Annotated in this window: 27 protein-coding genes; 5 read left to right on the forward strand and 22 right to left on the reverse strand. The window is 68.9% G+C overall.

Features of this window, described 5'->3' with window-relative positions:
* Nucleotides 1-95 precede the first annotated feature (95 nt).
* From ET989_RS04865 to rpsJ, 22 genes are all read right to left on the reverse strand, one after another.
* Nucleotides 96-842: an SOS response-associated peptidase gene (locus ET989_RS04865; RefSeq protein ID WP_131167427.1), complete on the reverse strand. Its 747-nt coding sequence runs from the start codon at nt 840-842 to the stop codon at nt 96-98.
* A gap of 185 nt (nt 843-1027) precedes the next feature.
* Nucleotides 1028-1471, reverse strand: coding sequence for a 50S ribosomal protein L15 (rplO, locus tag ET989_RS04870; protein WP_131167428.1), 444 nt, complete (start codon nt 1469-1471; stop codon nt 1028-1030).
* A 1-nt stretch (nt 1472) separates the two neighbouring features.
* The gene (gene rpmD / locus ET989_RS04875; protein ID WP_131167429.1) at nt 1473-1655 is read right to left on the reverse strand and encodes a 50S ribosomal protein L30; all 183 of its coding nucleotides are present in this window, start codon (nt 1653-1655) and stop codon (nt 1473-1475) included.
* Entirely contained in the window at nt 1655-2275 is a 621-nt protein-coding gene (gene rpsE, locus ET989_RS04880) for a 30S ribosomal protein S5 (RefSeq protein WP_131167430.1), read from the reverse strand. The genes rpmD and rpsE overlap by 1 nt, the downstream gene beginning before the upstream one ends.
* A gap of 20 nt (nt 2276-2295) precedes the next feature.
* On the reverse strand, nt 2296-2676 hold the full coding sequence (gene rplR / locus ET989_RS04885; protein WP_131167431.1) for a 50S ribosomal protein L18: 381 nt from the start codon (nt 2674-2676) through the stop codon (nt 2296-2298).
* 2 nt (nt 2677-2678) lie between these two features.
* Entirely contained in the window at nt 2679-3221 is a 543-nt protein-coding gene (rplF, locus tag ET989_RS04890) for a 50S ribosomal protein L6 (protein ID WP_131167432.1), read from the reverse strand.
* A gap of 16 nt (nt 3222-3237) precedes the next feature.
* Nucleotides 3238-3645 carry a 30S ribosomal protein S8 gene (gene rpsH, locus ET989_RS04895; RefSeq protein ID WP_131167433.1) on the reverse strand — a complete coding sequence of 136 codons (408 nt, stop codon included), beginning with the start codon at nt 3643-3645 and terminating at the stop codon, nt 3238-3240.
* An 89-nt stretch (nt 3646-3734) separates the two neighbouring features.
* Nucleotides 3735-3920 carry a type Z 30S ribosomal protein S14 gene (locus ET989_RS04900; protein WP_131167434.1) on the reverse strand — a complete coding sequence of 62 codons (186 nt, stop codon included), beginning with the start codon at nt 3918-3920 and terminating at the stop codon, nt 3735-3737.
* Between the two features lie 7 nt (nt 3921-3927).
* Entirely contained in the window at nt 3928-4578 is a 651-nt protein-coding gene (gene rplE, locus ET989_RS04905; RefSeq protein ID WP_131167435.1) for a 50S ribosomal protein L5, read from the reverse strand.
* Between the two features lies 1 nt (nt 4579).
* Nucleotides 4580-4951, reverse strand: coding sequence for a 50S ribosomal protein L24 (rplX, locus tag ET989_RS04910; protein ID WP_131167436.1), 372 nt, complete (start codon nt 4949-4951; stop codon nt 4580-4582).
* A gap of 2 nt (nt 4952-4953) precedes the next feature.
* Complete coding sequence (rplN, locus tag ET989_RS04915; protein WP_131167437.1) at nt 4954-5322, reverse strand: 50S ribosomal protein L14; 369 nt, start codon at nt 5320-5322, stop codon at nt 4954-4956.
* A 218-nt stretch (nt 5323-5540) separates the two neighbouring features.
* Entirely contained in the window at nt 5541-5807 is a 267-nt protein-coding gene (gene rpsQ / locus ET989_RS04920; RefSeq protein WP_131167438.1) for a 30S ribosomal protein S17, read from the reverse strand.
* Between the two features lie 12 nt (nt 5808-5819).
* Entirely contained in the window at nt 5820-6050 is a 231-nt protein-coding gene (gene rpmC / locus ET989_RS04925; protein WP_131167439.1) for a 50S ribosomal protein L29, read from the reverse strand.
* The gene (rplP, locus tag ET989_RS04930; RefSeq protein ID WP_131167440.1) at nt 6050-6469 is read right to left on the reverse strand and encodes a 50S ribosomal protein L16; all 420 of its coding nucleotides are present in this window, start codon (nt 6467-6469) and stop codon (nt 6050-6052) included. The genes rpmC and rplP overlap by 1 nt, the downstream gene beginning before the upstream one ends.
* Before the next feature lie 2 nt (nt 6470-6471).
* Nucleotides 6472-7284: a 30S ribosomal protein S3 gene (gene rpsC / locus ET989_RS04935; RefSeq protein WP_131167441.1), complete on the reverse strand. Its 813-nt coding sequence runs from the start codon at nt 7282-7284 to the stop codon at nt 6472-6474.
* A 2-nt stretch (nt 7285-7286) separates the two neighbouring features.
* On the reverse strand, nt 7287-7688 hold the full coding sequence (gene rplV, locus ET989_RS04940; RefSeq protein WP_131167442.1) for a 50S ribosomal protein L22: 402 nt from the start codon (nt 7686-7688) through the stop codon (nt 7287-7289).
* A gap of 23 nt (nt 7689-7711) precedes the next feature.
* Nucleotides 7712-7993, reverse strand: coding sequence for a 30S ribosomal protein S19 (rpsS, locus tag ET989_RS04945; protein WP_131167443.1), 282 nt, complete (start codon nt 7991-7993; stop codon nt 7712-7714).
* 17 nt (nt 7994-8010) lie between these two features.
* Entirely contained in the window at nt 8011-8847 is an 837-nt protein-coding gene (gene rplB / locus ET989_RS04950; protein WP_131167444.1) for a 50S ribosomal protein L2, read from the reverse strand.
* 17 nt (nt 8848-8864) lie between these two features.
* On the reverse strand, nt 8865-9170 hold the full coding sequence (rplW, locus tag ET989_RS04955) for a 50S ribosomal protein L23 (RefSeq protein ID WP_180320755.1): 306 nt from the start codon (nt 9168-9170) through the stop codon (nt 8865-8867).
* Entirely contained in the window at nt 9167-9862 is a 696-nt protein-coding gene (gene rplD / locus ET989_RS04960; protein ID WP_131167445.1) for a 50S ribosomal protein L4, read from the reverse strand. The genes rplW and rplD overlap by 4 nt, the downstream gene beginning before the upstream one ends.
* 2 nt (nt 9863-9864) lie before the next feature.
* A complete protein-coding gene (gene rplC / locus ET989_RS04965; protein ID WP_131167446.1) occupies nt 9865-10518 on the reverse strand; it encodes a 50S ribosomal protein L3 in 654 nt (217 codons plus the stop codon).
* Between the two features lie 11 nt (nt 10519-10529).
* The gene (rpsJ, locus tag ET989_RS04970) at nt 10530-10841 is read right to left on the reverse strand and encodes a 30S ribosomal protein S10 (RefSeq protein ID WP_129459144.1); all 312 of its coding nucleotides are present in this window, start codon (nt 10839-10841) and stop codon (nt 10530-10532) included.
* A 510-nt stretch (nt 10842-11351) separates the two neighbouring features.
* On the opposite strand from rpsJ, the gene serC reads away from it, so the two are divergent.
* From serC to meaB, 5 genes are all read left to right on the forward strand, one after another.
* The gene (gene serC, locus ET989_RS04975; RefSeq protein ID WP_131167447.1) at nt 11352-12428 is read left to right on the forward strand and encodes a 3-phosphoserine/phosphohydroxythreonine transaminase; all 1077 of its coding nucleotides are present in this window, start codon (nt 11352-11354) and stop codon (nt 12426-12428) included.
* 29 nt (nt 12429-12457) lie between these two features.
* Nucleotides 12458-13627 (forward strand): phosphoglycerate dehydrogenase, encoded by a 1170-nt coding sequence (locus ET989_RS04980; protein WP_131167448.1) that lies wholly within the window; start codon nt 12458-12460, stop codon nt 13625-13627.
* A 116-nt stretch (nt 13628-13743) separates the two neighbouring features.
* Nucleotides 13744-15618 carry a methylmalonyl-CoA mutase small subunit gene (gene mutA, locus ET989_RS04985; protein WP_131167449.1) on the forward strand — a complete coding sequence of 625 codons (1875 nt, stop codon included), beginning with the start codon at nt 13744-13746 and terminating at the stop codon, nt 15616-15618.
* Nucleotides 15615-17804 carry a methylmalonyl-CoA mutase gene (scpA, locus tag ET989_RS04990; RefSeq protein WP_131167450.1) on the forward strand — a complete coding sequence of 730 codons (2190 nt, stop codon included), beginning with the start codon at nt 15615-15617 and terminating at the stop codon, nt 17802-17804. The genes mutA and scpA overlap by 4 nt, the downstream gene beginning before the upstream one ends.
* Nucleotides 17804-18811, forward strand: a complete 1008-nt coding sequence (meaB, locus tag ET989_RS04995) for a methylmalonyl Co-A mutase-associated GTPase MeaB (RefSeq protein WP_131167451.1) — start codon at nt 17804-17806, stop codon at nt 18809-18811. The genes scpA and meaB overlap by 1 nt, the downstream gene beginning before the upstream one ends.
* The last annotated feature ends 13 nt before the right edge of the window (nt 18812-18824 follow it).

Below are 18824 nucleotides of genomic sequence, written 5' to 3' on the forward strand. Positions count from 1 at the left end.
CAGCACAAGAAGGTCGGGCCAGGGGCCCAACCGGTCAGACTCTACCAACCCGAGGGCCGAACCGGGGCATCAGCCCAGCGCCCTCCCCCGGCGCGTCACGCCAGCGGGCGCACCAGCTCCGGCCCCTCGTGGCGGACGTTGTTCACCAAGGGCGCGACCAGGTACGTGTCGATCTCGGCGCCTTCGCTGGCGTGCAGGAGGCCGAGCGCGGCCTGGGCGTCCGTCTGGAGCGGGTCGAGCCAGTCGGACCACGCCTCGGGGCGGACGGTCATGGGCATCCGGTCGTGGATGTGACCCAGCGCGTCCGTGGCCTGGGTGGTGATGATCGTGCAGGTGGTGAGCCAGACGTCGTCGTCGGTGCCCTCGGCGCCCCGAGGTGCGATCGGGGCGAGCCTCGAAGGGCCCTTCCAGAACTCGTACAGCCCCGCCATCACGAACAGTCCCCCACCGGACGGCCGGATGAACCAGGGCTGCTTGGCCGGCTTGCCGTCCGGGCCGGTGGTGGGCGTCCATTCGTAGAAGCCGTCGGCGGGGATCAGGCAGCGCCGCGACGCCATGGCCTTCGCAAACGCGGGCTTCGACGCCACGGTCTCGGCCCGGGCGTTGATCATGCGTGCCGCGCCCTTCGCGTCCTTCGACCAGGAGGGCACGAGCCCCCACCGTGGCGTGACGAGCTTGCGGACCGCCGCACCCGAGGCTTTGTCGAGGCGCTCCACCACGGCCGGGACCGGGTCGGTGGGCGCCGCGTTGTACGTCGGTTCGGGCTCGTCGACCACGAGCTCGACCTGGAAGGTCTCGATGATCTCCTCGGTGCTGGCCGAGGCCGCGAACCGTCCGCACATGCCGCCACCGTAGCCGCTGCGGCGTAGGATGGGGGCGCACCCAGGCAGGTGCATGGGTTCACCTGCTCTGGAGGCGCGGTCGCGTACCCAACCCGTGCACGTGCGTGGCTCCGCCCGGACGCGCTCCGGAACGCCACGAAGGGCGCCCCCCAGAACGGGGACGCCCTTCGTGGGTGTTGGTCAGATCAGAGTTCGTTGGCGGTGCCGCCGGCGGCCTCGATCTTGCTCTTGGCCGACGCGGTGTACGCGTGGGCGTCGATGTCGAACTTCACCGTGGTCTCACCGGTGCCGAGGATCTTCACGAGCTTGTCCTTGCGGACGGCGCCCTTGGAGACCAGGTCGGCGACGGTGACCTTCCCGCCCTCGGGGAAGAGCTCGACCAGCTTCGCGATGTTCACGACCTGGTACTCCACCCGGAAGGGGTTCTGGAAGCCACGGAGCTTCGGCAGCCGCATGTGCAGCGGCATCTGGCCGCCCTCGAAGTTCGCCGGCACGTTCTTGCGTGCGCCGGTGCCCTTCGTGCCACGGCCGGCGGTCTTGCCGCCCTTGCCGCCTTCACCGCGGCCGACGCGGTGCTTGTCGGTCTTGGCCCCGGGGGCCGGACGCAGGTGGTGTGCCTTGAGCGCCATGTCAGTCAACCTCCTCGACGGAGACAAGGTGGATCACGGTGTTGACCATGCCGCGGTAGTGCGGGAGGTCCTCCCGCTCCACGACGTCGCCGATCTTCCGCAGGCCGAGGGTCCGAAGGGTCTCGGCCTGGTTCTTCTTCGCGCTGTTCGCGCTCTTCACCTGGGTGACGCGGAGCGTGGCCATCAGGCAGCCCCCTCCTTGCGCGCCCTCAGCAGGGCGGCCGGCGCGACGTCCTCCACGGGGAGGCCACGACGCTTGGCAACCTGCTCCGGCTCCTCAAGCTGTTGAAGAGCCTCGACCGTGGCGTGCACCACGTTGATCGCGTTGGCGCTGCCCAGCGACTTGGCGAGGACATCGGTGATGCCGGCGCACTCGAGCACGGCGCGCGCGGAGCCTCCGGCGATCACGCCGGTACCCGGCGACGCCGGCCGCAGGAGCACGACGCCGGCGGCCTTCTCACCCTGGACGGGGTGCGGGATGGTGCCCTGGATACGAGGCACACGGAAGAACGCCTTCTTGGCCTCCTCCACGCCCTTGGCGATCGCCGCGGGCACCTCCTTGGCCTTGCCGTAGCCGACACCCACGGTGCCGTCACCGTCGCCCACCACGACGAGCGCGGTGAAGCTGAACCGGCGGCCACCCTGGACGACCTTGGCGACGCGGTTGATCGCGACGACCTTCTCCAGGTACTGGCTCTTGTCCTGGGCGGCGTTGTCCCGGCCGCCTCGACGATCGTCGCGGCCGCGACGCTCGCCACCACCCTGGCCACCACGGCCACGGGCAGACGCGTTTTCGTTCGCCATTGTTTTCCTTTCCGCTTCGATCAGAATCCGAGGCCGGCCTCGCGCGCGCCGTCAGCCAGCGCGGCGATCCGTCCGTGGTACTGGTTGCCGGCGCGGTCGAACACGACAGACTCGACGCCCGCCTTCTTCGCCCGCTCGGCCACGAGCGTGCCGACCTGCTTGGCCTTCTCGCTCTTGTCGCCGGACGCACCGCGCACGTCGGCCTCCATGGTGGAGGCGGACGCCAGCGTGTGGCCGACCGTGTCGTCGATCACCTGCGCCACGATGTGGCGCGCGGAACGCGTGACCACCAGGCGGGGACGCTCGGTGGTGCCGAAGATCTTCTTGCGGCCACGCGCCTGACGACGGAGGCGCGACTTGGCGCGCGCAGCCATTCCCTTGTTCTTGACGGGAGTGCTCATCGTCACTTACCAGCCTTTCCGACCTTGCGGCGCACACGCTCGCCGGAGTAGCGAACGCCCTTGCCCTTGTAGGGCTCCGGCTTGCGGAGCTTGCGGATGTTCGCCGCGACCTCGCCGACGACCTGCTTGTCGATGCCCTGCACCGAGAAGGCGGTCGGCTTCTCGACCACGAAGGTCACGCCCTCGGGGGCGTCGATGATCACCGGGTGGCTGAAGCCGAGCTGGAACTCGAGCTGCTGCGGGCCCTTGGAGATCACGCGGTAACCAACGCCGACGATCTCGAGCTTCTTCTCATAGCCCTCGGTGACACCGATGACCATGTTGTTGACCAGCGTGCGGGTCAGGCCGTGCAGCGAACGCGACTCGCGCTCGTCGTCCGGGCGGCTGACCTCGATCTGGCCCTCGTCGTTGCGCGCGACCGTGATCGGCTCACGGACGGTCAGGGACAGGGCGCCCTTCGGGCCCTTGACCTGGACGTCCTGGCCATCGAGGGTGACCTCGACGCCGGCCGGGATCGCGATGGGGAGCTTTCCAATACGGGACATGTTCAGCTACCTCCCGTCACCACACGTAGGCGAGCACTTCGCCGCCCACGCTCTTGAGGGATGCTTCCCTGTCGGTCAGAAGGCCTTGGCTGGTCGAGATGATCGCGATGCCGAGGCCGCCGAGGACCTTGGGCAGCGCGTTGCTCTTGGCGTAGACACGCAGGCCGGGCTTGCTGATGCGACGCAGGCCCGCGATGGAACGCTCGCGGCTGTCGCCGTACTTGAGGGTGATCTTCAGGGTCTTGCCGACCTCGCCCTCGCCGGGCTCAACGACCTCGTAGGAGGTGATGTAGCCCTGCTGCTTCAGGATCTCGGCGATACCCACCTTGATCTTGCTGTGGGGCATGGAGGTCGAATCGTGGTACGCCTGGTTGGCGTTCCGCAGACGCGTGAGCATGTCTGCGATCGGATCCGTCATTGTCATGGCTTGTTGGGCCTCTTTCTCGCCGTGGTTTCCGTCGGGGGCTCTCCCCCGACGGACCTACCGCGTTTAGTGAATCGTGGTTGGTGGTGTCACCAGGAGGACTTGACGACACCGGGCAGCTCGCCCTTGTGCGCCATCTCGCGGAGGCAGATGCGGCACAGGCCGAACTTGCGGTACACCGACTTCGGACGCCCGCACTTGTTGCAACGGGTGTACGCGCGCACCTCGAACTTCGGCTTGCGGCTCTGCTTGACCTTCAGACCAGTCTTTGCCATCAGTGGGTCACCTTCTGCTCAGCTGCTTCTTGATCTGGCTCTTGGAGCCAGTGAAGGCGCGACGACGGGCCACGGCCTTCTTGGGATCGTTCTCCGGTGCCTTGAACGGGAAGCCCAGCGCCTTGAGCAGCGCGCGACCCTCCTCGTCGTTGGTGGCCGAGGTGACGAACGTGATGTCCATGCCGCGCACGCGATCGATCTTGTCCTGGTCGATCTCGTGGAACATGACCTGCTCGTTCAGGCCGAACGTGTAGTTGCCCTGGCCGTCGAACTGGCGGGCCGAAAGGCCACGGAAGTCGCGGATACGGGGCAGCGCGAGCGTCAGCAGGCGATCGGCGAACTCCCACATGCGGTCACCGCGGAGGGTGACGTGGCAGCCGATCGGCATGCCCTCACGCAGCTTGAACTGCGCGATGGACTTGCGTGCCTTGGTGACCTGCGGCTTCTGGCCGGTGATGGCGGTGAGGTCGCGGACGGCCCCATCGATCACCTTGGAGTCGCGGGCGGCCTCGCCGACACCCATGTTCACCACGATCTTCACCAGACCGGGGATCTGCATGACGTTGTCGTAGGAGAACTCGGCGTTCAGGGCGTCCCTGATCTCCTCGCGGTACTTCTTCTTGAGGCGGGGCAGTTCCTTGACAGCGGTCTCGGCCATCTCAGATCTCCTCTCCGGTGGCGCGGGCGATGCGGACCGAACGCTCCGCGGTGTACTCGGTGCCGTCGGGGCGACGCTTGGTCACCTCGACGCGCTTGTAGCCGACGCGCGTGGTCTTGGCGTTCTTGCCCTTGCCGGACACGACCAGCGCCACGTTCGAGACGTGGATCGGGGCCTCGGTCTCGATGATGCCGCCACTGTTGCGTCCCGCCTGCGGGTTCGCCGGCGTGTGCTTCTTGACGAGGTTGACGCCCTCGACGATGACGCGGTGCTCGCGCGGGAACACGGCGATGATCTCGCCGACGGTGCCCTTGTCGTTGCCGGCGATCACCTTGACGGTGTCACCCTTCTTCACGTGGAGCGTGTTCGCCATGGTCAGATCACCTCCGGCGCCAGCGAGATGATGCGCATGTAGCGCTTGTCGCGCAGTTCGCGGCCGACCGGGCCGAAGATGCGGGTTCCACGGGGCTCGCCGTCGTTCTTGAGGATGACGGCGGCGTTCTCGTCGAACTTGATGTAGGAGCCGTCGGGGCGACGGGTCTCCTTGGTGGTGCGGACGATGACGGCCTTGACGACGTCACCCTTCTTCACGTTGCCACCGGGGATGGCGTCCTTGACCGTGGCGACGATCTTGTCGCCCAGGCCGGCGTAGCGACGGCGCGAGCCACCGAGGACACGGATGCAGAGGATCTCCTTCGCCCCCGTGTTGTCGGCGACCTTCAGTCGCGATTCCTGCTGGATCATTTACTTCTCCTGTTGTTCGCCGGTTCCCCCTGCGGGGCCTGGCGGACGGTGTCGGATGCCACGCGCACGTGGCCTGCCGGCGGTCTTCGCTGGTCGGGTTTCCAAGCCGGGGTCAGCTCGTCGTCGGCTCCGAACGGGCTCAGGAGAGGGGGCACAGGGCCCCCTCTCCCTCAGTCGGGTGGATCTGGCCGAAGCCAAACCTCACCCATGGTACGGGATTACTTGGCCTTCTCCACAATTTCGAGGAGGCGCCACCGCTTGGTTGCCGACAGCGGACGGGTCTCCATGACCCGGACCCGGTCGCCCATGCCGGCGGAGTTCTCCTCGTCGTGTGCCTTCAGCTTCAGCGTGCGGGTCATGACCTTCCCGTACAGGGCGTGCTTGACACGCTGCTCGATCGCGACGGTGATGGTCTTGTCCATCTTGTCGCTGACCACGATGCCCTCACGCACCTTGCGGGCGTTGCGCTCAACAGTCTCACTCATGAATGGCGTGCCTTACTTCTCGAGGTCCGGGTCGGGGACGATGCCCAGGTTGCGCTCCTGGAGCACGGTGTAGACGCGGGCGATGTCCTTGCGGACCTCGCGGAGGCGTCCGTGCGACTCGAGCTGGCCGGTCGCGCCCTGGAAGCGGAGCGTGAACAGCTCCTCCTTCAGCTCCAGGACCAACTTGTTGAGCTCCTCGCGGCTCTGGCCGCGCAGGTCTGCGGCGACAAGTGCCTTCGCCATCAGATCTCACCTGCTTCCCGCTTGATGAAGCGTGCCTTGAACGGCAGCTTGTGGATGGCCAGACGCATGGCCTCGCGGGCCACGTCCTCCGGAACGCCGGAGAGCTCGAAGAGCACACGCCCCGGCTTGATGTTGGCGATCCACCACTCCGGCGAACCCTTGCCGGAACCCATGCGGGACTCGGCGGGGTGCTTGGTCATGGGGCGGTCGGGGTAGACGTTGATCCACACCTTGCCACCACGCTTGATGTGGCGGGTCATGGCGATACGGGCCGACTCGATCTGACGGTTGGTCAGGTACGAGGACTCCAGGGCCTGGATGCCGTACTCGCCGAACGCGAGCTTGGTGCCACCCTTGGCCATGCCGTCACGCTTGGGGTGGTGCTGCTTGCGGTGCTTGACGCGACGCGGAATCAGCATGGTCACGCTCCTTCGGTGTTCGTCGCCTCGGCCGGGGCCTCGGCGGCGGCTTCGGCGCGGCGGCGTCCGCCACGCTCCGGACGATCGCCACGGGGGCCACGGTCGTCGCGACGCGGGCCACGGCCCGGACGGCGCTGACCGCCACCGGCGGCGGCGCGGGCGGCCTTCTGGGCCGCGCGCTCGGCGCGCGTACCGGAGACGTCACCCTTGTAGATCCAGACCTTGACACCGATGCGGCCGAAGGTCGTGCGGGCCTCAAAGAAGCCGTAGTCGATGTCCGCGCGCAGCGTGTGCAGCGGGACGCGACCCTCGCGGTAGAACTCCGAGCGGCTCATCTCGGCGCCGCCGAGACGGCCGGAGCACTGGATCCGGATGCCCTGGGCGCCGGACCGCATGGCAGTCTGCTGCGCCTTGCGCATCGCGCGGCGGAAGGCCACGCGTGCGCTGAGCTGCTCGGCGATGCCCTGGGCAACGAGCTGCGCATCGATCTCGGGGTTCTTGACCTCGATGATGTTCAGCTGCACCTGCTTGCCGGTCAGCTTCTCCAGCTGCGAACGGACGCGCTCCGCCTCGGCGCCGTTGCGGCCGATGACGATGCCCGGACGCGCGGCCTGCAGGAAGATCGTGACCCGCTCGGAGCGGCGCTCGATCTCGATGCTGCTGATGCCAGCACGCTCGAGGTTCTTCGTCAGCCACTCACGGATCTTGACGTCCTCCGCGACCAGCTCGGCGTAGTTCTTGTCGGCGTACCAACGGGTCTTGTGGTCGGTGGTGATGCCCAGGCGGAAGCCATGGGGGTTGATCTTCTGTCCCATGCTCAGGCTCCCTTCGTGCCCTTGGGCTCGACGACGACGGTGATGTGCGCACCGCGCTTGTTGATCCGGCTCGCCGACCCCTTGGCCCGCGGACGGATGCGACGCAGGGTCACACCTTCGTCCACGAAAGCCTGGGAGATGAACAGGTCATCGAGCCGCAGGCTCTCGGTGTTCTCGGCGTTGGCGGCCGCCGAGGCGACCACCTTGTAGACGGGCTCGGACGCGGCCTGCGGGGCGAACCGCAGGACGGCCAGGGCCTCGTTGACGTCCATGCCGCGGACAACGTCCACGACACGACGCACCTTGGTCGGGGACATCCGGACGTGACGCGCGATGGCGTACGAGCCCGGACGGTCCCCGAGCAGCGCAGCGCGGCGGCTGGGCCGGCTCTCGTTCTTGCTCATGTGTTGGTTTCCTCTTCTCAGACTCAGCGCCGGCGCGACTTCTTGTCGTCCTTCACGTGGCCGCGGTAGGTACGCGTCGGGGCGAACTCGCCCAACTTGTGACCGACCATGGCCTCGGAGACGAACACCGGGACATGCTTGCGACCGTCGTGCACCGCGATCGTGTGCCCGATCATGTCGGGGCTGATCATGGAGCGGCGGGACCAGGTCTTGATGACGTTCTTGGTGCCCTTCTCGTTCTGCACATCGACCTTCTTGGCCAGGTGCTCGTCGATGAAGGGGCCCTTCTTCAGGCTGCGTGGCATTTCTTCCTACTCCCCGGTCAGCGCTTCTTGCCGGACTTGCGGCGACGGATGATGAGCTTGCTGCTCGCCTTGTTCTTGTCACGGGTGCGACCCTCGGGCTTGCCCCAGGGGCTGACCGGGTGACGGCCACCGGACGTGCGACCCTCGCCACCACCGTGCGGGTGGTCGATCGGGTTCATGACCACACCGCGGACGGTCGGGCGGATGCCCTTCCAGCGGTTGCGGCCGGCCTTGCCCCAGTTGATGTTGCTCTGCTCGGCGTTGCCGACCTCGCCGACCGTCGCGCGGCAGCGGACGTCGACCATGCGCATCTCGCCCGAGGGGAGGCGCAGCGTGGCGAAGCGGCCCTCACGGGCCACCAGCTGGATGCCCGCGCCGGCCGAACGGCCCATCTTGGCGCCGCCACCGGGGCGGAGCTCCACCGCGTGCACCGTGGTGCCCACGGGGATGTTGCGCAGCGGCAGGTTGTTGCCGGGCTTGATGTCAGCACCCTCGCCCGCCTCGACCATCGCGCCCTGGGCCAGGCCCTCGGGAGCGATGATGTAGCGCTTGGCGCCATCGACATAGTGCAGCAGCGCGATGCGGGCGGTGCGGTTCGGGTCGTACTCGATGTGAGCGACCTTGGCCGGGACGCCGTCCTTGTCGTACCGCTTGAAGTCGATGATGCGGTAGGCCTGCTTGTGACCGCCGCCGATGTGGCGGGTGGTGATGCGGCCTTGGTTGTTGCGGCCACCGGTCTTCTTGATCGGAACCGTCAGCGACTTCTCCGGGGTCGAGCGGGTCAGCTCGGAGAAGTCCGAGACCGACGAGCCGCGGCGACCCGGGGTCGTGGGCTTGTACTTGCGAATAGCCATTGTTCAGTCAGTCCTTCTCAGTTGCCCTGGCCGAAGATGTCGATCCGCTGGCCCTCGGCGACCGTGACGATCGCGCGCTTGGTGTCGGGACGCTTGCCCGTGCCGTAGCGCAGGCGGCGGCTCTTGCCCTGGCGGTTGATGGTGTTGACCGCGGTGACCTTGACGCCGAAGACCTTCTCCACGGCGATCTTGATCTCGGTCTTGTTGGCGCTGGGGTCGACGAGGAACGTGTACTTGTTCTCGTCGAGCAGGCTGTAGCTCTTCTCGCTGACCACGGGCGCGAGCAGGATGTCGCGGTGGTCCTTGATCTTCAGGACGTTCACTTCTCGGTCTCCTCGGCAACCTCGGCGGCCTCGACCTCGGAGGAGGTGGCGGCGGCCTTCACGGACTTGCCCGTGGCGGGCCCGGCGACGAAGGCGTCCAGCGCCGCGGTGGTGAACACCACGTCGTCGGCCACGACCACGTCGTAGGCGTTGAGCTGGTCGGGGGCGATCACGTGCACGCTGGCCACGTTGCGGAGGCTCAGCCATGCGATCTCCTCGTCGCGGTGCAGCACGACCAGGACGCGACGCCCGGCCACCGACTCCATCGCCGAGAGGGCGGCCTTCGTCGAGGGCTTGTCTCCGGACACCAGGGTGTCGATGACGTGGACGCGGCCGTCACGGGCGCGGTCGGACAGGGCGCCACGGAGGGCGGCGGCCACCATCTTCTTCGGCGTGCGCTGAGCGTACCCGTGGGGGGTCGGCCCGTGCACGATGCCACCACCGGTCCACTGGGGCGCGCGACGCGAACCCTGACGGGCGCGGCCGGTGCCCTTCTGGCGCCACGGCTTCGCGCCACCGCCGCGGACCTCGCCGCGGGTCTTGGTGGAGTGCGTGCCCTGGCGGGCGGCCGCGAGCTGTGCCACGACGACCTGGTGGATCAGCGGGACGTTGGTCTCCACGCCGAACAGGGCGGCGGGGAGCTCGGCCTTCTTCTCGGTGCCGATGACCGGCACGTTCAGGGACTCAGCCATGCTCAGGCTCCCTTCTTGGCGGCGGTACGCACGACGACGAGGGCACCCTTGGGGCCGGGCACGGAGCCCTTGACCAGGATGAGGCCGCGTTCGGCGTCCACCGAGTGGATCGTGAGGTTCTGGACGGTCACCTTGTCGACACCCATGCGGCCGGCCATCTTCATGCCGGGGAACACGCGGGAGGGGGTCGAGGACTGGCCGATGGAGCCCGGCGAGCGGTGCTTGCGGTGCACACCGTGGCTGGCGCGGAGGCCGTGGAAGCCGTGGCGCTTCATGACGCCCGCGGTGCCCTTGCCCTTGGAGACGCCGGTGACGTCGATGACCTGACCGGCCTCGAACACGTCGGCGCCGATCTCCTGGCCGAGCGTGTACTCGGAGGCATCAGCGGTGCGCAGCTCGACGACGTGCTTGCGCGGGGTCACGCCGGCGGCGTCGAAGTGGCCGGTCTCGGGCTTGTTGACGTTCTTGGGCTTGACGGCGCCGAACGCGAGCTGGACGGCGTTGTAGCCATCCTTCTCCGGGGTGCGGACCTGCGTGACGACGCAGGGGCCGGCCTGGATGACGGTGACGGGGACGACCTTGTTGTTCTCGTCCCAGAGCTGGGTCATGCCGAGCTTCTCGCCCAGGATGCCCTTGACAGTGCGGTTGTTGTTCATGGCAGCGGACCTCACGGAAGCTTGATCTCGATGTCCACACCGGCCGGAAGGTCGAGACGCATCAGCGAGTCAACCGTCTTCGGCGTGGGATCGAGGATGTCGATGAGCCGCTTGTGGGTGCGCATCTCGAAGTGCTCGCGGCTGTCCTTGTACTTGTGGGGCGACCGGATGACGCAGTACACGTTCTTCTCGGTCGGGAGGGGCACCGGGCCGGCGACCTGAGCGCCGGTACGGGTGACCGTGTCGACGATCTTCTTCGCCGACGTGTCGATGACCTCGTGGTCATAGGCCCGGAGTCGGATCCGGATCTTCTGTCCCGCCATGGGTTTCCTTCGTTGGTCGTGGCCGGGGGCATCACTCCCCTGCCTCGCGTTGGGCTTCTCGGGTGAGAAACCCCTTGTCACTTCGACCCCCGCGGTCGGGCGTGTCGCACCTCTCAGGGCCGCACAAATCTCAGAAACCTGGGACGTGGTCGGGCCCGGCGCAGACCGCCAGACTTGCTCGGGTTGGCTTGACCGGCGGAGCACCCCGTCGAGAGCACTCGAACAGGGCGCCTTGCCGCCACCGGCGTCAAAGCAACCCGTCGATTCTACGACGGACGCCCCGGGTGCGGCAAATCACCGCCCCACCCCACCCCGGTGTGCACTTCGAGGCGGCGATCCGCCCGCTGTGGCGATGGTTCTGTGAGCTCGAAGTGCACCCGGGGCCGAAGGGGCAGCGCCCCGGGGCCGAAGGGGCAGCACCCCGGGGCCAAGGGACAGCACACCGCGGCCGAAGGGACCGCCCCCCGGGACGCCCCCGGCGCGCGGCGTCCGGCAGGGAAGAATGCCGTCATGCGCGTGCACAACTTCTCCGCCGGCCCGGCGATGCTCCCCACCGACGTCCTCACCCGGGCCCAGTCGGAGCTGCTTGACTGGGGTAGTTCCGGGATGTCGGTCATGGAGGTGTCGCACCGCAGCAAGGCGTTCGTCGCCTGCGCGTCGCAGACCGAGGCGTCCCTGCGCGAGGTCATGGGCATCAGCGACGAGTACGCGTGCCTCTTCCTGCAGGGCGGCGCACTGGGCATGTTCGCCGCCACGCCGCTGAACCTGTCGGCCGCCGGCGACACCATCGCGTTCCTCAACACGGGCGACTGGTCGAAGAAGGCCATCGCCGAAGCGAAGAAGTACGCCGACGTCGCCGTGGTCGCCGACACCGCCGCCAGCAACTTCACCACCCTCCCGGCACCGGGGTCCTACGAGGTGCCCGCCGGCGCGGCGTACCTGCACTACACCCCGAACGAGACCATCCGCGGTCTCGAGTTCGACCACGTGCCCGCCGCCGACGCGCCCGTCGTGGCCGACATGAGCTCGTCCATCCTCTCCCGCCCTGTCGACGTGGATGCCCACGGCGTCATCTACGCGGGCGCCCAGAAGAACATGGGCCCCTCTGGCCTCGTGGTCGTCGTGGTGCGCCGCGACCTGCTCGGACGCCCCCGCACCGAGACCCCGACCGTGTGGGACTGGACCGTCCAGGCCGAGGCGGACTCGATGATCAACACCCCGCCGACCTTCGGCCTGTACCTGCTGGGCCTGACGCTGGACTGGGTCAAGGCCAGCGGCGGGCTGGAGGGCATGGCCGCCCGCAACCGGGAGAAGGCCGAACTGCTCTACGGCTTCATCGACGCCTCCCCCTTCTACTCCAACCCCGTGACCCCGGCGTACCGTTCGTGGATGAACGTGCCCTTCCTGCTGGCCGACCCGGAACTCGACAAGCAGTTCGTGTCCGAGGCCGAGGAGGCCGGTCTGACCAACCTGGCCGGCCACCGCTCGGTGGGCGGCATGCGCGCCTCCCTCTACAACGCGATGCCGCTGGACGGCGTCCAGGCGCTGGTCGACTTCATGAAGGGGTTCGAGCGCACGCACGGCTGAGCCGTCGCCGCCGCGATCGCAGGAGAACCATGACCTTTCGCATCCGCACGCTGAACGCGATCAGCCAGGCCGGCCTGTCGCGGTTGTCCGCCACCACCTTCGACGTCGGGCCCGACGTGGTCAACCCGCACGCCATCCTCGTCCGCTCGGCGAGCCTGCACGGCCAGCCCATCCCGGCGTCCTTGATGGCGGTGGCCCGCGCCGGGGCCGGCACCAACAACATCCCGGTCGCGGAGATGTCCAAACGCGGCATCCCGGTGTTCAACACGCCCGGCTCCAACGCGAACGCCGTGAAGGAACTGGTCGTGGCCGGCATCTTCCTGGCCGCCCGCAACATCGTGGACGCCGCGGCCTTCGCCCACCGCCTCGAGGGTGACCACGAGACGATGGAGAAGCTGGTCGAGGCCGGCAAGAAGAACTACGTGGGCTTCGAGCTGCCCGGCCGCACCCTCGGCGTGATCGGCCTGGGCGCGATCGGCGTCGAGGTGGCCAACGTGGCGATCTCGCTGGGCATGAAGGTGTTGGGCTACGACCCCGCCATCACTGTCGAGCACGCGTGGCGCCTTGCCAGCAACGTCGAGCGCGTCATCTCCCTGGATCAGCTACTGCGCCGCTCCGACATCATCACCCTGCACATCCCCCTGGTCGACGGAACGCGCGGCCTGATCGGGGACACCCAGTTCCGATCGATGAAGAACTCGGCGGTGCTGATCAACTTCGCCCGCGGCCCCATCGTGGACGAGCCGGCCCTGATCGAGGCCCTGGACAGCGGCCAGCTGCGCGGCTATGTCTGCGACTTCCCCACCCCGCTGCTCAACAAGCGGCCCCGCGTGGTCACGCTCCCTCACCTCGGCGCCTCCACGCGTGAGGCGGAGGAGAACAGCGCCCTGATGGCGGTCGACCAGCTGCGCGAGTACCTCACCGACGGCACGATCCGGAACGCCGTCAACTTTCCCAACGCGCAGCTGGCGCGGGCCGCGGGCGTCCGTCGCCTCGCCCTGGCGAACGCCAACGTGCCCAACATGGTCGCCCGGATCTCCACGATCGTCGGCGAGGCCGGCCTCAACATCGCCGACCTGCTGAACACCTCCCGCGGCGAGCTCGCGTACACGCTGGTGGACGTGAACGGCGAGGTGACCGACGCCCTCGTGCAACGCCTGGCGGCCATCGACGGGGTGCTGTCCGCTCGGGTGCTCTGACGGCCGCCCCGGGAGTGCAGCGCAACGGGCGCGAGCAGCCCCACAGGGATTAGGGTGGGTTGCGTCCGGCACCCGACCGGGGTGTCGGCGGACACGACACGTAGAGGTAGGTCCGCATGTCGGCTGACTCCGAACAGCTCACCTTGGCTGGCGGCTTCGCCCCAGCCACCGACGCCGCCTGGGAGGCCGAGGTCCTGAAGGTCCTCAACCGCGGGCGTCCGGAAGGCAAGGAACTCACCATCGAGCAGGGGCTGAAGCGCCTGACCTCGACCACCCTGGACGGCATCGACGTCGCCCCCCTGTACACCAGCTCCGACGCCGACGCCCCGCTGGGTTACCCGGGCGCCATGCCGTTCACGCGCGGCTCGGTCGTGCGCACCGGCGAGGCCGTGGCGTGGGGCGTCCGCCAGCTGCACGAGGACCCGGACGTGGCCCTCACCCGCCAGGCGATCCTCGACGACCTCGAGCGAGGCGCCACCTCGGTCTGGCTGCGCATCGACCCGGACGCCATCCCCGCCGACTCCCTCGCCACCACTCTGGCCGACGTCATGCTCGACCTCGCCGCGGCGCGCGTCTTCTCCCGCACCGACCAGGACGCGGCCGCCGCGGCGCTCCTCGCGGTCCTCAAGGGCGCCGGCGGCGACCTGAACGCCGCCAAGGGCAACCTGGGCATCGACCCGCTCGCCTTCGCCGCCCTCAACGGCACCGAGCCCGACCTGGGCGCCCTCAAGCGCTGGGTCGACGAGGTCGCCGGGATGCCGGGCGTGACCGCCCTGACCGTCGAGACGCTGCCGTACCACAAGGCCGGCGCCTCCGACGTCCAGGAACTCGCGTTCGCGATCGCCACCGGCATCGCCTACCTTCGGTCCCTCGACGAGGCCGGGGTCCCGGCCACCGACGCCGTCGGGCAGCTCGAGTTCCGCGTCGCGGCCACGGCCGACCAGTTCGCCACGATCGCCAAGCTCCGCGCGCTGCGCCGCCTGTGGGCTCGCGTCACCGAGGAATGCGGCGTCCCCGAGGCGGCGCGCGGTGCGCGCATCCACGCGGTCACCAGCCCCCGGATGATGGCCAAGGTCGACCCGCACGTGAACATGCTGCGCGTCACCATCGCCACCTTCGCCGCCGCGGCCGGCGGGGCGGACGCCATCACGGCGCTCCCGTTCGACCACGCCGCGGGCCTGCCCAGCGCCTTCAGCCGACGCATCGCCCGGAACACGCAGGTGATCGCCGCCGAGGAGAGCCACGTGGGCCGCGTGCAGGACCCGGCCGGCGGCTCCTGGTACGTCGAGTCGCTGACCGACCAGCTGGCCAGGGCCGCCTGGGCGTTGGTCCAGCAGGTCGAGGCGGACGGCGGCATGGCCGCGGCGCTGGCGTCCGGTGACGTCGCCCGCCGCATCGACGCCGTGAACGCCGAGCGTGCGACCAAGCTGGCCAACCGCTCCATCGAGCTGACCGGCGTGAGCATGTTCCCGCTGGCCGGCGAGAAGCGCTACGAGGCCAAGCCCCGCCCCGAGGCGCCCGCCTACGGCGGCCTGAAGCAGATCCGCGACGCCGAGGTGTTCGAGACCCTGCGCGACCGCGCGTGGGCCCACGAGGACGCCACCGGCTCGGCCCCCGACGTGCTGCTCGCCTGCCTGGGCGCCCAGCGCGACTTCGGGGCCCGCCAGGGCTTCGCCTCGAACGTGCTCCTGGTCGGCGGCATCAACGCCACGCAGAGCCACGGCGGCAGCCCTGAGGAGATCGCCGCGAAGGCGGCCGAGCAGGGTCAGAAGGTGGCCGTGCTCGCGAGCTCCTCGAAGGTCTACGCCGATCAGGCCGTGCCCGTCGCGCAGGCGCTGAAGGGCGCCGGCGTGGAGAAGGTCTACCTGGCCGGCAACCTGGCCGAGGCCGGCAGCGCCCCCGACGGCCTGTTCGACGGCACCATCGCCCTCGGCATGGACGTCGTGAAGTTCCTCGATTCCGTCTTCGACACCCTGGGAGTGGCCCGATGATCCCCCGCTTCGATTCCGTCGAGCTCGGCGACGGCCGACCGTCCGAGGACGCCGCCCAGGCGTACGCCGACGCGCTGGCCGCGGCCGGGGCGTCCGCCGCCTCGTGGGAAACCCCCGAGCAGATCGCGGTCAAGCCGCTGCTCGGTGAGGCCGACTTGGAGGGCCTGGACTTCCTCGACACCCGGCCGGGCCTGCCGCCGTTCCTGCGTGGCCCGTACTCGACGATGTACGTGAACCGGCCCTGGACGATCCGCCAGTACGCCGGCTTCTCGACCGCCGCCGAGTCCAACGCCTTCTACCGCCGCAACCTGGCCGCCGGCCAGAAGGGCCTCTCGATCGCGTTCGACCTCGCCACCCACCGCGGCTACGACTCCGACCACCCGCGCGTGGCCGGCGACGTCGGCATGGCCGGCGTGGCCGTGGACTCCATCCTCGACATGCGCCAGCTGTTCGAGGGCATCCCGCTGGACCAGATGTCGGTGTCGATGACCATGAACGGCGCAGTGCTGCCGATCCTGGCGTTCTATGTCGTCGCCGCCGAGGAGCAGGGCGTCTCGCCCGACCAGCTGGCCGGAACCATTCAGAACGACATCCTGAAGGAGTTCATGGTCCGCAACACCTACATCTACCCGCCCGAGCCCTCGATGCGGATCATCTCCGACATCTTCGCGTTCACCAGCGCGAACATGCCGAAGTTCAACTCGATCTCGATCTCCGGCTACCACATGCAGGAGGCCGGGGCGACCGCCGACATCGAGATGGCTTACACGCTGGCCGACGGCGTGGAGTACATCCGCGCCGGCCAGGCCGTCGGCCTGGACGTCGACAAGTTCGCGCCGCGCCTGAGCTTCTTCTGGGCAATCGGCATGAACTTCTTCACCGAGATCGCCAAGATGCGTGCCGCGCGCATGCTCTGGGCGCGCCTGGTGAAGGACACCGGCGCCAAGAACGCCAAGTCGATGTCCCTGCGCACGCACAGCCAGACTTCGGGTTGGTCGCTGACCGCGCAGGACGTGTTCAACAACGTGACCCGCACGTGCCTGGAGGCCATGGCGTCCACGCAGGGCCACACGCAGTCGCTGCACACGAACGCGCTGGACGAGGCCATCGCCCTGCCGACCGACTTCTCCGCCCGCATCGCCCGCAACACCCAGCTGTTCATCCAGCAGGAGTCGGGCACCGTGCGTCCGATCGACCCGTGGGGCGGCTCGGCGTACGTCGAGCGCCTGACGGCCGACCTGGCCGCCAAGGCGTGGGCGCTCATCGAGGAGGTCGAGCAGGCCGGCGGCATGGCCAAGGCCATCGAGGCCGGCATCCCGAAGATGCGCATCGAGGAGGCCGCCGCCCGCACCCAGGCCCGCATCGACTCCGGCCGCCAGCCCGTCATCGGCGTCAACAAGTACACGCTCGATGAGGAGGAGGGTATCGAGGTCCTCAAGGTCGACAACGCCCAGGTGCGTGCCGAGCAGATCGCCAAGCTGGCGAAGCTGCGCGAGATCCGCGACGAGGACGCCACGCAGGATGCGCTGCGCAAGCTGCGGTGGGCCGCGGCGAACCAGGACCCGACCGATCCCGAGCGGAACCTGCTGAAGCTGGCCATCGACGCCGCGCGCGCCATGGCTTCCCTCGGCGAGATTTCCGACGCCCTGGAGTCCGAGTTCGGGCGCTACACCGCCCAGATCCGTACGATCAGTGGCGTGTACAACAAGGAGTCGGGCGCGACGGAGGCCACCGAGGCCACCAGGGCCCTGGTGGAGAAGTTCGAGGAGCTCGAGGGGCGCCGTCCGCGCATCCTGGTGGCCAAGATGGGCCAGGACGGCCACGACCGCGGCCAGAAGGTGATCTCGACCGCGTACGCCGACCTCGGCTTCGACGTGGACGTGGGCCCGCTGTTCCAGACGCCGGAGGAGGTCGCCCGCCAGGCGGTCGAGGCGGACGTGCACGTGGTGGGCGTGAGCTCGCTGGCGGCCGGCCACCTCACCCTCGTTCCGGCCCTGCGTGAGGAACTGAACAAGCTCGGGCGTGACGACCTGATGGTCATCGTCGGCGGCGTGATCCCCAGCCAGGACTTCGCGGAGCTCCGCGACCACGGCGCGGACGCGATCTACCCGCCGGGAACGAAGATCCCGGAGTCGGCCCAGGAGTTGCTCGAGATCCTCATCAAGCGTCTGGAGGCCTCCGAGTAATGCGGCAAGCACTGGACCCGGCGAACCTGGCAGAACAGGTGGTCGCCGGGTCTCGTGCTCATGTGGCCCGCGCGCTGACGCTGGTCGAGTCGAACCGGCCCGACCACCGCGCCCGAGCACGTGAGCTCCTGACCCTGTTGCGACCCCACACCGGAAACGCCGTGCGCGTCGGCATCTCCGGCGTGCCGGGCGCTGGCAAGTCGACGTTCATCAACGCGATGGGCACGCGCCTCATCGAGCGCGGTCACCGCGTGGCCGTGCTGGCCGTCGACCCTTCCTCCTCGCGCTCGGGCGGTTCGGTGCTCGGCGACCGGACGCGGATGGCCGACCTCGCTGTCAGCGACGCCGCGTTCATCCGGCCCTCCCCCTCCGGAAACCACTTGGGCGGCGTCGCCCGGGCCACCCGCGAGGGCATGCTGATCATGGAGGCCGCAGGCTTCGACACGATCGTCGTGGAGACCGTCGGCGTCGGGCAGTCCGAGGTCGCCGTGGCCGGCATGGTGGACACCTTCCTGCTGCTGATGATCGCCCGGACCGGCGACCAGTTGCAGGGCATCAAGCGCGGCATCCTCGAGATCGCCGACGTGATCACGGTCAACAAGGCCGACGGTGACGGGCTGACCGAGGCCCGCGTGGCCGCCCGCGAGCTCAAGATCGCCATGCGGCTGATCAAGCCCGAGGGCGAACACCGGACGCCCGTGCTCACCTCCTCGTCCTACACCGGCGACGGCCTGGACGAGGTGTGGGACGCCGTGCTGGCCCACCGGGCCCGCCTGGCCGAGGCTGGCGACCTGGACGCCCGCCGCGCGGAGCAGCAGCAGGACTGGATGTGGTCGCTGGTGCGCGACGAGCTCGCCACCGCGCTGCTGCGCAGCCCGCACGTGCGCGAGATCCGCAAGGACTTGGAGCGCCGGGTCGGCCTCGGCGAGCTGTCGGCGCTGGAGGCCAGTCAGGAGATCCTGGACGCCTTCGCCCGCGACCTGTCCGCGTCGGGCTGGCAGCGGTAGGCCCCCGGGCTCG

Source organism: Propioniciclava sinopodophylli (genome assembly GCF_004324755.1).
Lineage (GTDB): Bacteria > Actinomycetota > Actinomycetes > Propionibacteriales > Propionibacteriaceae > Propioniciclava > Propioniciclava sinopodophylli.